We start from the raw sequence: 13,438 nt of genomic DNA, 5'->3' as shown, positions 1-13,438 counted from the left end.
CCATGACCTCGCGCGCGGACAAGCTCGGTCGGATCGTCTCGCTGGTGAAGCTTCAGCTCCGTCTGTCCGAATGGCAGCTCGCGCAATTGCGGCAGCAGGAGCAGACTATGCAGGATGAGCAGGCGTGGCTGGTCGGGGCTCTGAACGAGGGAAAACCGCCGGCCGGATCGTCGAGCGAGTCGATTGCGAGGCGCCTCAACAGGACGACCGTCGGCGCGCGCGCCGTACAGGAGCGCTCTGCGATGCAGCTCGACAGGGTCCGCTCGGAGAGCCGGCGGGTAAAGCAGCTCGAGGAGGTCGCCAAGGTGGCGCTCGCCGAAAAGCTGCGCGATGCCGAGCAGCGTTCGCTCGAGGAAATTACGGAGACACATGCCGTCATGCACGATTTGACGCCGTGGCCAGCCAGCCGGAACAAGACATGATCGTGACAGCTACACCCGACCTCGTCCTCGACGTCCTCGACGCCGCCGATCCGGTGGCGCAGCGCGCCGCGACTGCGAAGCTCGACGCGCTGAAATCGTCGGGCGCCGATTTTGCCGCGACGATGGACGCCGAGGCCGGCAAGGCGACCGCGGCAGCGGCCGATCAATCCGCCGCAAAGGTAACGGAAGCGCAGTCGGGGGTGGTGAACGGGCCGCCGGTGCAGGTGATCAAGAAGCCCGGTCCGGACGATGTCTATCGCAAATTCGAGGCGTTCATCCTCCAGACCTTCGTCGAGACGATGCTGCCGAAGGAGTCGGAGGAGGTGTTCGGCAAGGGCACCGCCGGCGGCGTCTGGAAATCGATGCTGGCCGAGCAGCTTGGCGCCCAGCTTGCGAAGGGCAAGGGGATCGGAATTGCCAAGCAGCTCGCGTCCGCGCATCCGGCTGGTCCGGATGTGACGGGCAAGTCGGGCTGATGGATCTGGGAGATGGGCGAGGAAAGTTGAAGGGTGAATTTGCTATGCAGGTAGAACAAGGCGCAACGCTTCCGGTGATGGAGCAACCGATCGTTGAACGGCAGATCTTGAACTCCCAGGTCTTGGACTCCCAGGTCTTGGACTCCGAGGTGATGACGGCGGCCGCATCGGGCGATGCTCTGTTGCCGGTGCTCCTGCCGAATGTCGGCGGCGACATGCCGTCCGACGACGCCGAAGCGGCAAGATTGGAGGCGACGCGGTCCGAGGAGATCAGCGGCCTGCTATCCGCGATTCGCCGGCTCGAGAACATCGTCGAGGAAGAAACCGTCGCGCTCGCGACCGGGCAGAAGGTCGATTTCGATGATTTCAGCATGCGCAAGAGCCGGAGCATGCTGGAATTCGTCCGCCTGATGCGGGCGCGGATGCATCTCGGCGGCGAAACCGAGATCACGGGTGAGATCCAGCGGCTGCGCGAAAAGCTCGAGCGAAACCGTTCGCTCCTCGAGATGCACTACGACGCCGTGCGTGAGGTCGCGGCCATCATCGTTAGGGCGATCAAGGACGCAGAGTCGGACGGCACCTACACCGGTCGCGCAGCGCGGGACGAAAAATGATCAAGCTGGTGCTGGCCGGGCTCTGGGTATGCATCCTCACCGCGGGCACGAGCTATGGCGTGGCCTATTGGAAGGAAAACGGCACTCTGCTGCCGAAGGACGAATATCTCGACGGGCTGCAATACCAGAAGACTCGGGCGCTGAGCATACCCATGGTAGAGAGCGGCGCGGTGCAGGGCTACATCGTCGCGCGCTTCGTCTATACGGTGGAGGCCCGGACCATGCACCAGCTTACCGTTCCGCCCGAGCCGTTCGTCGTGGACGAGGCCTTCCGCAGGATCTATGCCGACGACAAGCTCGATTTCAGGAAGCTCGCCCGCTACGACCTCTCTGTCCTCACCGCAGGGATCAAGCAGCGCGTCAACGAGCGGATGCAGGCCGACATCGTCCAGGACGTGCTGGTCGAGGACTTCAACTACGTCTCCAAGGAAGAATTCCAGCAGAAGCCGTAAAGCGCCGGGCGCGAGACTGCACCGGCGTAACGACGTTTCTGCCGTTGAAAACAAATCGGCCTCTGCGGGTGTCCCCGCAGAGGCCGATGGTCGTTTGTGAGCCGCGGCTCGGGCGCGTCAGTTGCCAGCCGGGTAGGCCGCCGGGGCGGCATGTGCCCGGTTCAGGAGGATGCCGACTTCGTCGAGCTCCTGCATCGGCTCGTCGATGGCCTCGTTGGCGGGGATATTGAGCCGGTATCCGACGTAGCGCCGTGCCACGATCGCGTCGAAACCGAGTCGGTCTCGCAGCTTCTTGCGCAACTTGCTGACGTGGCTTTCGATCACGCTCTCATCGAACGTGGATTCGAAGATGCCGTAGACCGCGTTGAAGATCTGCGTCTTGGTGATCCACTTGCCGTGATTGCTGACCATATACTCGAGAATGCGCAGCTCGCGGCGGGGCAGGGTGAGGGCGTGGCCCGCAATCTCGGGGTCACGTCCGTTGAAGAAGACCTGGATCCTGGTCTCGCAGGGCCTCGGCAGCTCGCCCACCCGGCGGCGCGCGATCGCGGCCGTTCGGGCGAGGATCTCACGCAGGTGAATCGGCACGTGAACCACGTCGTCCACGCCGGATTCAAACAGCTCCAGCGTATTCTTGAGCATCTTCTGGCCGCTCATGGCGATGATCGGAGCCGTGGACCGCTTGCGCATCGCCCTTGGCAGGCTTCCGCGGGCATCGCAATCCCCCAGAAGGAAGGCATCGACCGCTGCCAGGTCCGATTCGTTCGCGGATTGCAGCCAGTCCCAGAATTCTCCGGAGGAGAATCCGATCGACGAGACGCCCTCGCGAACGAGCCCTCCTACGTAGCTGTTCGTGACGCTCTCGCGATCATCAACGATTATATACATCAGTCTGTCGCCCCTGTTTCGCACTTGCAGCGGCCGGGAGGTGGTGTGATGCCCCGGCGCGACGCCATGCTGTTTGACGATATTTCCCTCCCGCGAACCGTTGTTATGGTTTCGATGTTCGCGGGCAGCCCTACGCATTCAGTGCCTGCGTGAGCAGGCCTGTTACTTCGACTCGATACTGAACGCTTACTGCGTGAGGCCCGGCGGGTGTTTTACGGATCACCCCGCGGAGCGGTGAGACAGCGACCTAGAGCAGTTGCGTACGTTGCCGATTGCGTCCGAACGCTACTGAACTCAGTCGATCTCCTCGCCAACTGGCGAGAATCACTTGTGTAGGACCGTAACAATTGCCGATTCCCGATCAAGCGTGCGAAACAAAGCGTTTGCTACGTGTGCTTGATGCTGTTGGTTTGTTTCCGGTTGTTTCTTTGTATGCCAAAACGTATCAGTTGATTTTGATATCAAACTACTTTTGCACCGTGACGGTCATAAAGTTCCATATACCCGTAGAAACATAGCTGTTTTGAGTAGGGGCGCAGAGCCACCGCAGGGAGGGGATTTCAATCCCGGATTGACTCTCCTGGCCGCACACCCGCCTGCGACAATTCGACTCATGTATGGCGGTGGGACTCCAGCTTGGCGAAATCTTGGCGAGTGTGTGTCTTTCGAGTCGCACTTTCGCCTCGTGCATGACGCGTTGGACTCATTCGACGCCGCATTGTTTGTGACGAAAAGATTTTTTGATGCGCACGTCTCAGGCAAGCTTCGCCGACTAGCTTCGTTCAACAGATCGAAAACGAACGGAGCATTTTCAAATGTTGTCCGATGGAAAAACGCGTCCTGCCGAAACTGCGGATTTGACCGCAGCGGCGAAGCCGGCTCCGGAAGCGCGCGACACGAAGAGCAATAATGCGCCGCGCGCGGCCAAGCCCGCGGCAGGCGTGAAGCCCGTATCGGCAGCGAGTGACGAAGTTGCAGCCAAAGCAGCGCTCGAGGGATTGAAGCGTATTCGCGCCAAGGCGCGCCTCGACAAGATGGCGATACCAAAGCCTGCGCCGGTCGTGATCAAGCCGGCGGTGATCGTGGCCAAGCCGCCGCCGCCGCGTCCGACATGGGTCGCGCCGCTCGCGACATTGGCGGTTGCCGCCATCCTGGTGGTCTGCGCCTGTACCGGCGTCATTGCCTATCTCACCACGCAGCCGAGCCAGACAAATGCCGCGGCCAGTGCCGAGATCAGGAACCTGCGCGATACGGTCGCGCAGCTGCGCAAGCAATTGTCCGGCGTGTCCGAGAATCTCGACGGCCTGCGAACCGCCGTCGATCAGTCGAGCAAGGCAACCAGCGACCGTTTCGGCCGGTTCGCCGAGAATCTGGATCGCATCGAGCGTGTGAGCTCGTCCTCGACCGCGAAGCTCGACAGGCTCGCCCAGGTCCAGGTCCAGCCGCCGCCTCCCGTTGCTGCGCAGCCGTCGCCGGCGATGCCGATGATGGCCTCGGTCGCGGCACCCGAGACCACGGGCTCGGTGTCTCCGGCCGAACGCAGCTCGCTCCCGCGAAAGGCGGTCAAGGGCTGGTCGGTTCGCCAAGCTTATGAAGGCATTGCGATCCTGCAGGGGCCGAGCGGTGTCGTCGAGGCCGTGCTCGGCCAGCAGGTCCCCAATCTCGGTCGCATCGAGGAGATCAGGAACGAGAACGGCCGTCTGGTGGTGGAAACCAGTGGCGGCGTTGTCTACTCGGCGCGCAAATGAGCGGCGGACAATTCTATTGTCGGTGATGCTCGAAGCTGGTGCATAGCAGGTCGATCTCGGGTTCGGCGATCGGCGCGCGAAACAGCCGGCAGGTGAATTCGACCGTCGTCTTGTTCTCGGAAGCAGTGCGATCCTCCCGGAGGAAAATGCATCGCTTGCAGACGTCGGTGTGGTGCCGCTGTTCGACGGCGTCCGCCTGATCGAGCACGTGTCGCAAGGTGTCGCGAAAGCGGATCTTGCTGTCGTCATCGAGGACGGCGATGGCCTCGACGAGGCCATTGACGGGGTCGCGAGCCAGAAATTTCTTGCCCTGCTGCGTCACGCTCAGCATCACCGAGCGCTTGTCTGTGGCGGAGCGCTTCCGCTCCACATAGCCGAGCCGCTCGAGCTCGCCGATGATGAATGAGGCGGTGCCGCGCGTGGTGCCGACATAGCTTGCCAGCGCCGAAGGTGTCCTTGAGAATCGGTTGGCACGGGAGAGAAAGCGCAGCGCCATCCACTCGCGATCGCGCATGCCGTTTTTGGTGCCTTCGAACCACAGGATTCGCGCCACCTGTCCCAATAATTCAATTGCTTCGCGAGCCAAATTCATATCGATGCCAGATCAGATAAAGCTTTATTCAATTGAGCCGTCGGTAGCGCAATCGCTGCGGGTCAGAATGAGGCTGTCGAGCTTCGCTCGAAGCGGAAACAATTGCCGGCTTGGAAGACGCTTCTCCGTTCTGGAGATGGAACATTCGGGAGTGGAACTAGAGCGTCACGAAGAAAGTTCGAGTAAATATGACGGCTCAACTGATCTGAAAACTTCAGTCAAATGGTGCGGTCTCTCACTCAAATGTCGGGCGGTGTGCTGTGCCCGGGCAACATCATGTGTCGTTGCGGCCACGATCGAGCCCGATAGTTGCGGCGAGACGTTTCGAATTGCGCGAAACCGCACACAATCTGCAACGCGTGATGGCGCCGCTGGCAGCGGGAGAACCCCTTTTTCGGTTAATGGATGTTGCGACGCAATGCGGTCACGCGGTTAAATCGGGCACACATTCACTTGGGAATTCGAGAGTGTCGTCGGGAAGCGAGCAAAGCCTTTTCAAGTTCAGCCTCTCCAAGCAGAGCCGTTCAACGTCAAACGCACGGCACTGGCCGCCGGAAGTGAGTTTGGCAGTCTGATGCTGCCGCTTGCGACCATCGGCGCCGGCTTCGTGAGGCGGCCGATCGGCGGCATCGTGCTTGGCCGTCGGACTTGTCGCGATGAGCCTGATGCCGGAGACTGCGCCGGTGAAGCGGCGTGATCGCCGGATCTGAAAGGCCCGGCGCTCGCAGGCTGGTGATTTGCGTTTCGCCGGCAATTATTGGCGAATGCCTCGCCTGAAGGTTCAGACACTGGGGCAAGGCATCAGGAAGGACCAACCGATGAGTATCGAAACCATCATCACGTCTGACGTTATAGGGCTGATTGAGCCGCCCCCGGTGTCGCGCCGCGGCTTCATGAGCGCCACGGCGGCCGTTGCTGCGGGCTACACGCTTGCGGCAGGGCCGGTCCGCGCCGAGGTGATCACGACCGACACCGGCGGCCTCCAGGCTGGAGATGCCAAGATCAAGGTCGGTTCCGAGGAAATGCCGGCCTATTTCGCCCGCCCCGCCGGTAACACCAAGGCTCCGGTGATCATCGTCGCGATGGAGATCTTTGGTCTGCACGAATACATCAAGGACGTGACGCGGCGCCTCGCCAAGCTCGGCGCCTTCGCGGTTGCGCCCGACTATTACTTCCGCAAGGGCACGGACCTCACCAAGATCACCGACATCAAGGACCTCTTGCCGGTCGTCAACGCCAAGCCGGACGCCGAGCTGCTCTCCGATCTCGACGCGACGGTGGCCTGGGCGGGATCGCAAGGCGGCGACACCGCGAAGCTCGGCATCATCGGCTTCTGCCGCGGCGGCCGCACGGTCTGGGAATATGCCGCCCATAACGGCACGCTCAAGGCCGGCGTTGCCTTCTACGGTCCGCCGGTCGATGCGCCCAATCCGCTGTGGCCGAAGAGCCCGCTGCAGCTCGCGCCTGAGATGAAGGCGCCGGTGCTCGGCCTCTATGGCGGCGCCGACACCGGCATTCCCGTGGCCCAGGTCGAGCAGCTCAAGGCGGCGCTCGAGCAGAACAAGAAGACCGCCGAATTCAAGATCTATCCGGAAGCGCCGCACGGCTTCCATGCCGACTATCGCGGCAGCTACCGCAAGGATGCTGCGGAGGATGCCTGGAAGCAGGCGCAGGCCTGGTTCAAGAAATACGGCGTGTTGAGCTGACGCTGAATATAAAAGGGCGGCCGATCGGCCGCCCTTTTAAGCGCGTCCGTCGCCCGCACGCCACAGCGCATCGAGGCCGTGCCGATAGGTCGGATAGGCCAGCGCGACGCCGAGCTCTTGCTTCAGCCGCGCGTTGGAGACGCGGGCGCTGCTGGCATAGAAGCTGCGCGCCATCGCCGACATCTCGGCGGTCGCGAACGCTTCTTCGTCCGGCGGAGCGATGCCCATCAGCTGCGCGGCGTAGGCGATCACGTCCTGGGGCGGTGCGGGCTCGTCGTCGCAGACGTTCCAGGTGCCGCCGCTGTTGTGGTTGATCGCGGCCATGATGGCGCTGGCGATATCGTCGACATGAATGCGGTTGAAGATCTGGCCGGGCTTGATGATGCGCCGTGCCGTGCCGCTGCGCAGCGTCACCAGCGCGTTGCGGCCGGGGCCGTAGATGCCGGCTAGCCGCAGGATCGCGACGTCGCCGCGTGCCGTCTCCGTCCAGGCCTGCTCCGCCGCGATCCGCATCCGTGCGCGGTCGAGGGTCGACTGCGGGGGCGTGCTCTCGTCCACCCATCCGCCGGCGCGATCGCCGTAGACGCCGATGGTGGAGAGATAGACGACCTTGTGGCGGCCCGCCGCGAGCACGTCGCCGAGCGCCGCGATTGCGGGGTCTCCGGTGCCGCCCGGCGGGATCGATATCACAAGGACATCGGCATCGCCGATACTGTCGACCGTCGCGTCAGCCGGGCGGCTGCCGGAAAAGCCATGCACTTCGATCCCGGCAAGGTCGACCTGCGCGGCGGGATCGCGGACCGTGCCGGCGACATGCGAGAAGCTGCCGCCGAATTTGCGAACGAAATGCCGGGCGCTGTAGCCGAGGCCGAGGATGAAGAGCCGCATGCGTCTCCTGTGCAGGTCGGAGTTCCCGTTCGCGCCAGCCGCGCGTCGTTCGCTCATAAGAGATTTTTGGGTCGGGCAAAAGATATTGCGATTTTACTCGCCGGCTGCCTCGGGCGATGCTCGCTCGTGACAGGGAGGCGTCGACCATGCAGGCGGACGTGGCCATCATAGCGCGATCCGGCGCGGCGGATCTGGTCCGGAGCGCGGCCGCGCTGATCCTCGACGTCGACGGGACGCTGGCCGAGACGGAGGAGCTGCACCGGCGGGCCTTCAACCACGCCTTTGCCCGTCACGGTCTCGACTGGCATTGGGACCGGGCCAGCTACAAGGATCTGCTGCGCGTGACCGGCGGCAAGGAACGCATCCGCGCCTTCCACACCAGGCAGTGGGTCGCGCCGCCCTTGTCGGATGCCGATATCGCCGAGCTCCACCGCGTCAAGACCGCCCATTATGCCGAGCTGGTCGAGACCGGTTGCTGCGCCTTGCGGCCCGGTGTGACGGACCTGCTTGCCTCGGCCAAGGCGCGTGGCCAGCGGCTTGCGATTGCGACCACGACCTCGCACGGCAACATCGATGCGCTGCTGTCGCGGGCGCTGGGAGCGCGCTGGGCCGCGGATTTTGATGCGATCGTTGCCGGCGATGATGTGAGGCACAAGAAGCCGGCGCCGGATGTCTATCTCGATGTCCTGGCGCGACTGAAGCTGGCGCCATCCGACTGCGTTGCGATCGAGGATTCCGCCAACGGGCTGATTGCGGCCTCGCGGGCCGACATTCCCGTGCTCATCACGCGCAGCATGTTTTTCCAGGATGATGATTTCAGCGCGGCTCGGTTCGTGCTGGACGATCTGTCGGAACTCGCCGTCAAATAAAAAACCGCAAAACAACCCCATGCACAGTAGAACGCTGCCGCGGTCAGTGCACCCGGTGGCTGGCTCTATCGTCCTCAGCCTGCTCGACAATCTGCGCAATCGGGCTCGATTGGTGATGCACCAGAAGCCAGCCGTCGCCGACGCGTCGAAAATGGTTGGCGGCGGCGAGCGCGGTGCCGTCGACGATCTCGATGCAGAGCACGCGCGCACTGTCACCGTCGACGATCGCCTGCGGCTCGGCGCAGACGATCTGCGGACGTTCTGGATTTTGCAGGATGTCGCGCCAGCTTCCGATCACGGTGGCGTGGCCGACGATCGCGGGCCAGCCGGGATGAATGCAGGAAATGGCGTCGTCATCCGCCCACATCCGCTTCATTTCGTCGAAATCGCCGGTCGCGAAGGCGGCGTAAAAAGCCGCGTTCGCGGCGATGACCTTGTTGTCCTTTGCCATGCCTCTCGGGTGCGGCAACGGCAGGCAAAAATCAAGCGCGACTTCAGTCCGACTTTGGACGCAGTGCAGCATTATTGCCCACTTTCTGATCATGCCGAAACGTGCGTCTCCACCGCGCGCCGCGCACCTTCCTTGTAGAGACGGCCGAGCGCCGCGGTCACGGCCTCGCGCAGGCGCGGCTCGGCACCGAGCGGTCCAAACACTTTTTCCACGCCGAGCAATGCGGGCGCCAGCCGTTCCGCGACGGGACCGGCCTCGCGCGCCAGGCCCGCGAGCTCGGCGGCGAGGGGATCGCGCACGTCGATGGCGCGGCCCTGCTCGTCAAGTGCGGTGACGTAGCGCATCCAGCCCGCCACCGCGAGCGCGTGCGTCGCGATCGGCAGGTTTTTGGCGAGGCGATCCTGCATCGCGCCGAGCAGCCGCTGTGGCAGCTTTTGCGAGCCGTCCATGGCGATCTGCCAAGTGCGGTGATGCAGCGCCGGATTGGCGAAACGCTTGAGCAGCGAGGCGCGATAGGCGGCGAGATCGGTGCCCGCAGGCATCGTCAGCGTCACCGCGGCCTCTTCCATCACCTGCGCGGCGAGGCGCGCGAAATACGGATCCCGCATGGTATCGGCGATGGTCTCGTAGCCGGCGAGATAGCCGAGATAGGCGAGCGCGGAGTGGCTGGCGTTGAGCAGCCGCAGCTTCATCAACTCGAACGGCTTGACGTCGGTGACGAGCTCGACGCCCGCGGCAGCGAGATCGGGCCTGCCCGCGGCAAAGCGATCCTCGACCACCCATTGCGTGAACGGCTCGGTCATAACAGGCCAGGCGTCACGCATCCCGAGTGCCGCGGCGACCGCATCGCGGTCGGCATCCGTCGTTTCCGGCACGATGCGATCGACCATGGTGCAGGGGAAGGCAACGTTATCCGCGATCCATTTGCCGAGGTCCTTCGACCGGAGTGCCGCGAACTGCGTCACGATCCGCTGCACGGTGTGGCCGTTGGCGGCGAGGTTGTCACAGCACAGCACGGTGAACGGCGAAAGTCCCTGCGCCCGTCGGCGCGCCAGTGCGGCCACGATGAAGCCGGGCGCCGAGCGTGGCGCGTCAAAATTGTTGAGATCGTGCACGACATCAGGATGCCGCTCGTCGAGATCGCCGGTCTGCGGCGTGTGGCAATAGCCCTTTTCGGTCACGGTGAGCGAGACGATGCGAATGGCGGGATTGGCCATCCGCTCGACCAGCGCGCCCGGCTTTTCGCGCGCGACGACGCTGTCGAGCAACGCGCCGATGACGCGATGCTCGGTGCCTTCGGCGGCGCGCACGGCGACCGTGTAGAGATGATCCTGCGGGGCGAGGGCGTCGCGCGTGTCCGGACTGCGCAGGCTCGCGCCGATGATGCCCCAAGAGCTGGCCGATGACGTGGCGCCGGCGGCGAGGCAATCGTCGATGACGACCGCCTGATGGGCGCGATGAAAGGCGCCAAGACCGAGATGCACGATGCCGGGCGTCACGCGTGAACGGTCGTAGGCCGGGCGGCGGATGGCTGGCGGCAGCCGGTCGAGATTGGCGCGGCCAAGGCGCGTTGAACTAAGCCGCATGGTGTCTCTCCCTGTGTTTGGCGGCTGCTTGACATGGCGGCCGTCCTCGGTCAATGCTTCGGTCAATTGGTAAGGCCAATTATCCAAAATTGGCGGGCCGCCGGATCGACCGGCGAGATCTATAGGGGAGGCCAGCGTGCCGCTGGAAGCCGTGGAGGCGAGACGGCTCTATCGCCAAATCGCCGATCAATTGCGAAGCCTGATCGATAGCGGTGAATACGCCGTCGGCAGTCGCCTGCCGACCGAGCGCGAGCTTGCCGATCAGCTCAGGGTATCGCGGCCGACGGTGCGCGAAGCCCTGATCGCGCTGGAAGTGGAAGGACGCGTCCGCATTCGCGTCGGGTCCGGCATCTATGTGATCGACCCTTCGGACGCCACGCCAACGCCGTCCGCCGTGATAGAGGGGCCATTCGAGCTGTTGCGCGCCCGCGAATTCCTCGAAAGCGCCATCGCCGAGCAGGCCGCGCGCGTGGCGACCAGGGACGATATCGCACGCATCGATGCCGCCCTGGTCGCGATGGAGAACGTCGCGCACCCCGGCGAAGCCTCGATGGTCCATGACCGCGCCTTCCACATCGCGATCGCCGGATGCCTCGGCAACGCCGTGCTGGTGCGCGTGGTCGGCGAGCTGTTCGACCAGCGGCTCAATCCCTATTTCGCGCAGCTTGCGCATTATTTTGAGAATCCCGGCACATGGCGCACCGCGCTCGGCGAGCATCGGGCCGTGCGCGATGCCATTGCGACGCGTCAGCCAACGGCGGCCCGTGACGCGATGCGCGATCATCTCGCGCATTCGCAGGAGCGTTTTGCGCAGAATTTTGGCGCCGAGAGCACCACGGGATCGCCGGCGATGCGGAAACGGACCGCGCGATCCGGCGCAGCTCCGGCGAAGCCAAAACGACCGTCGAAGAAGCAGGCCAAAAGCGGCAGCGCGCGGCGGCGATGAGATTGGGCGGCTCGCTTCGGTTTGGGGCGGGTGAACAAGAAGCAGACTTAAGTCAGGGAGAATATTCAGTGTTGAAGAAGATAACGACGGTGCTGGCGGTCTCGGCCGCTGCAATGTTCGCGACGACCCATGCCGGCCTGGCGCAGACCAAGCTGAAATGGGCTCATGTCTACGAGACCTCGGAGCCGTTCCACACCGCTTCGGTCTGGGCCGCACAGGAGATCGGCAAGCGCACCAACGGGCGCTATCAGATCGACGTCTATCCGGCCTCCCAGCTCGGCAAGGAAGCCGACATCAACCAGGGCCTCTCGCTCGGCTCGGTCGACATCATCATTTCTGGATCGAGCTTCGCGGCCAAGAGCTTTCCGCCGATCGGCGTGACCTATTATCCCTACACATTCCGCGACGCCGATCATCTGCTCGCCTACACCAAGAGCGACATCTTCAGGGAGCTCGCCAAGGGTTATGAGGACAAGAGCGGTCACCACATCATCGCGGTGACCTATTATGGCGTGCGCCAGACCTCCTCGAACAAGCCGATCAAGACCTGCGCGGACCTGAAGGGCCTGAAGATGCGCGTGCCCGACGTGCCGGCCTATCTCGCAATGCCGCGCGCCTGCGGCGCCAACACGGCGCCAATCGCGTTTGCCGAAGTCTATCTCGCGCTCCAGAACGGCACCGTCGAGGCGCAGGAGAACCCGCTGACCACGATCGAGGCCAAGAAGTTCTACGAGGTGCAGAAGCACATCGTGCTGACCGGCCACATCGTCGATCACCTCAACACGGTGGTGGCCGGAGCGCTTTGGAAGAAGCTCAGCGACGAGGACAAGAAGATCTTCACCGACGTCGCGCAGGAGGCCGCCGCCAAGGCCACCGAGGAGATCAAGCAGAACGAGGCCAAGCTCGTCGCCTTCTTTAGGGAGAAGGGCCTGACCGTGACCGAGGTCGACAAGAACGAGTTCCGCGACACCGTGCTGAAGAACGTCGCGTTCGAGACGTTTGGGTATCGCAAGGCCGATTGGGAACGGATCCAGGCGGTGAAATAACGGACGCTTGCGTTCTAAGACCCTCATGGTGAGGAGCGCGGAACGCGCGTCTCGAACCATGGAGGCCCCGGTGTCGCCCGGGGCCATCCTTCGAGATGCGCGTTCCGCGCTCCTCAGGATGAGGAGCGGAGCGAGTTTGACGCAGTCGAACCAAGTCGTTTGGGAGTAACCACATGTCGACCGCCGAAGTGCACCGGCAGATCACCGGGGACGAGATCGCCCATACCTTCGAGGAGGAGGCGACGCCGAAGGTGGATCTTGGCATCTACGCGTTCGAGGACTGGATCGCGCTGGCGATCTTTTGGGTGATGGCGCTTGCCGTCTTCCTGCAGTTCTTCACCCGCTATGTCCTCAACGACAGCTACGCCTGGACCGAGGAGATCGCGACCTATTGCCTGATCGGCGTGGTCTTCATCGGCGCCTCGATGTGCGTGCGGCTGTCGCGGCATATCCAGGTCGACCTGATCTACCGCTACCTGCCGCATCTCGCGGCGCGCACGCTGTCAACAGCGATCGACCTGATCCGGATCGCCTTCTTCGGCTACGCCGTCAAGCTGGTCTGGGTCTACATCCAGATCATCGGCGACGAGTCCATGACCACGATCAACTTTCCCAAGAATTACGTCTATTACGCCGTGCTGCTTGGCTTCGTGCTGATGTTCGTGCGCTCGCTGCAGGTCGCGCTGCAACATCTGCGACAGGGCTATTCGATCCTCGAACGTCCCGGCGCCTACGACGGTTTTGAAGGATAACG

At 63.4% G+C, this 13,438-nt stretch carries 15 protein-coding genes; 10 read left to right on the top strand and 5 right to left on the bottom strand.

The annotated features are described in order from the left end of the window. Nucleotides 1-2 precede the first annotated feature (2 nt). From ABID58_RS14230 to ABID58_RS14215, 4 genes are read left to right on the top strand one after another with little or no spacing between them, the layout of a single operon-like run. A complete protein-coding gene (locus ABID58_RS14230; protein WP_354033099.1) occupies nucleotides 3-422 on the top strand; it encodes a hypothetical protein in 420 nt (139 codons plus the stop codon). Continuing rightward, nucleotides 419-898 (top strand): rod-binding protein, encoded by a 480-nt coding sequence (locus ABID58_RS14225; protein ID WP_354033098.1) that lies wholly within the window; start codon nucleotides 419-421, stop codon nucleotides 896-898. Before ABID58_RS14230 ends, ABID58_RS14225 begins: the two co-directional genes overlap by 4 nt. 44 nt (nucleotides 899-942) lie before the next feature. Beyond that, the gene (locus tag ABID58_RS14220) at nucleotides 943-1,512 is read left to right on the top strand and encodes a flagellar biosynthesis protein FlgN (protein ID WP_354033097.1); all 570 of its coding nucleotides are present in this window, start codon (nucleotides 943-945) and stop codon (nucleotides 1,510-1,512) included. Continuing rightward, on the top strand, nucleotides 1,509-1,964 hold the full coding sequence (locus ABID58_RS14215) for a hypothetical protein (RefSeq protein WP_148749519.1): 456 nt from the start codon (nucleotides 1,509-1,511) through the stop codon (nucleotides 1,962-1,964). The genes ABID58_RS14220 and ABID58_RS14215 overlap by 4 nt, the downstream gene beginning before the upstream one ends. Nucleotides 1,965-2,081: 117 nt before the next feature. Here the strand turns inward: ABID58_RS14215 and ABID58_RS14210 are convergent, their stop codons facing one another. Then, nucleotides 2,082-2,852 (bottom strand): response regulator transcription factor, encoded by a 771-nt coding sequence (locus ABID58_RS14210; RefSeq protein WP_187434668.1) that lies wholly within the window; start codon nucleotides 2,850-2,852, stop codon nucleotides 2,082-2,084. A gap of 815 nt (nucleotides 2,853-3,667) precedes the next feature. Between ABID58_RS14210 and ABID58_RS14205 the strand changes: the two genes are divergently transcribed. Then, nucleotides 3,668-4,600 carry a hypothetical protein gene (locus tag ABID58_RS14205; protein ID WP_354033096.1) on the top strand — a complete coding sequence of 311 codons (933 nt, stop codon included), beginning with the start codon at nucleotides 3,668-3,670 and terminating at the stop codon, nucleotides 4,598-4,600. A gap of 13 nt (nucleotides 4,601-4,613) precedes the next feature. Here ABID58_RS14205 and ABID58_RS14200 read toward each other — a convergent pair whose 3' ends face one another. After that, nucleotides 4,614-5,192 (bottom strand): MarR family winged helix-turn-helix transcriptional regulator, encoded by a 579-nt coding sequence (locus tag ABID58_RS14200; protein WP_354033095.1) that lies wholly within the window; start codon nucleotides 5,190-5,192, stop codon nucleotides 4,614-4,616. An 818-nt stretch (nucleotides 5,193-6,010) separates the two neighbouring features. On the opposite strand from ABID58_RS14200, the gene ABID58_RS14195 reads away from it, so the two are divergent. Continuing rightward, nucleotides 6,011-6,898, top strand: a complete 888-nt coding sequence (locus tag ABID58_RS14195; protein ID WP_148749515.1) for a dienelactone hydrolase family protein — start codon at nucleotides 6,011-6,013, stop codon at nucleotides 6,896-6,898. 36 nt (nucleotides 6,899-6,934) lie between these two features. On the opposite strand, the gene ABID58_RS14190 is transcribed toward ABID58_RS14195, so the two are convergent. Beyond that, entirely contained in the window at nucleotides 6,935-7,786 is an 852-nt protein-coding gene (locus ABID58_RS14190) for an SDR family oxidoreductase (RefSeq protein ID WP_354033094.1), read from the bottom strand. A gap of 146 nt (nucleotides 7,787-7,932) precedes the next feature. Between ABID58_RS14190 and ABID58_RS14185 the strand changes: the two genes are divergently transcribed. Then, on the top strand, nucleotides 7,933-8,655 hold the full coding sequence (locus tag ABID58_RS14185) for an HAD family hydrolase (RefSeq protein WP_354033093.1): 723 nt from the start codon (nucleotides 7,933-7,935) through the stop codon (nucleotides 8,653-8,655). A 43-nt stretch (nucleotides 8,656-8,698) separates the two neighbouring features. Here ABID58_RS14185 and ABID58_RS14180 read toward each other — a convergent pair whose 3' ends face one another. Further along, nucleotides 8,699-9,106: a nuclear transport factor 2 family protein gene (locus ABID58_RS14180; RefSeq protein ID WP_148749512.1), complete on the bottom strand. Its 408-nt coding sequence runs from the start codon at nucleotides 9,104-9,106 to the stop codon at nucleotides 8,699-8,701. Nucleotides 9,107-9,195: 89 nt separating this feature from the next. Beyond that, on the bottom strand, nucleotides 9,196-10,692 hold the full coding sequence (locus ABID58_RS14175; protein WP_354033092.1) for a mannitol dehydrogenase family protein: 1,497 nt from the start codon (nucleotides 10,690-10,692) through the stop codon (nucleotides 9,196-9,198). 136 nt (nucleotides 10,693-10,828) lie between these two features. On the opposite strand from ABID58_RS14175, the gene ABID58_RS14170 reads away from it, so the two are divergent. The 3 genes from ABID58_RS14170 to ABID58_RS14160 all read left to right on the top strand — a co-directional run bounded on the left by ABID58_RS14170 (nucleotide 10,829) and on the right by ABID58_RS14160 (nucleotide 13,436). After that, on the top strand, nucleotides 10,829-11,638 hold the full coding sequence (locus tag ABID58_RS14170) for a FadR/GntR family transcriptional regulator (protein ID WP_354033091.1): 810 nt from the start codon (nucleotides 10,829-10,831) through the stop codon (nucleotides 11,636-11,638). Nucleotides 11,639-11,751: 113 nt separating this feature from the next. Continuing rightward, the gene (locus ABID58_RS14165) at nucleotides 11,752-12,684 is read left to right on the top strand and encodes a sialic acid TRAP transporter substrate-binding protein SiaP (RefSeq protein ID WP_502916409.1); all 933 of its coding nucleotides are present in this window, start codon (nucleotides 11,752-11,754) and stop codon (nucleotides 12,682-12,684) included. A 173-nt stretch (nucleotides 12,685-12,857) separates the two neighbouring features. Beyond that, nucleotides 12,858-13,436: a TRAP transporter small permease gene (locus ABID58_RS14160; protein ID WP_354033089.1), complete on the top strand. Its 579-nt coding sequence runs from the start codon at nucleotides 12,858-12,860 to the stop codon at nucleotides 13,434-13,436. The last annotated feature ends 2 nt before the right edge of the window (nucleotides 13,437-13,438 follow it).

The sequence above is a fragment of the Bradyrhizobium sp. S3.2.6 genome (genome assembly GCF_040546885.1).
Classification (GTDB): domain Bacteria; phylum Pseudomonadota; class Alphaproteobacteria; order Rhizobiales; family Xanthobacteraceae; genus Bradyrhizobium; species Bradyrhizobium cytisi.
The sequence above is the reverse complement of the archived record's forward strand: the minus strand, read 5'-3'. Positions and strand labels throughout refer to the sequence as shown.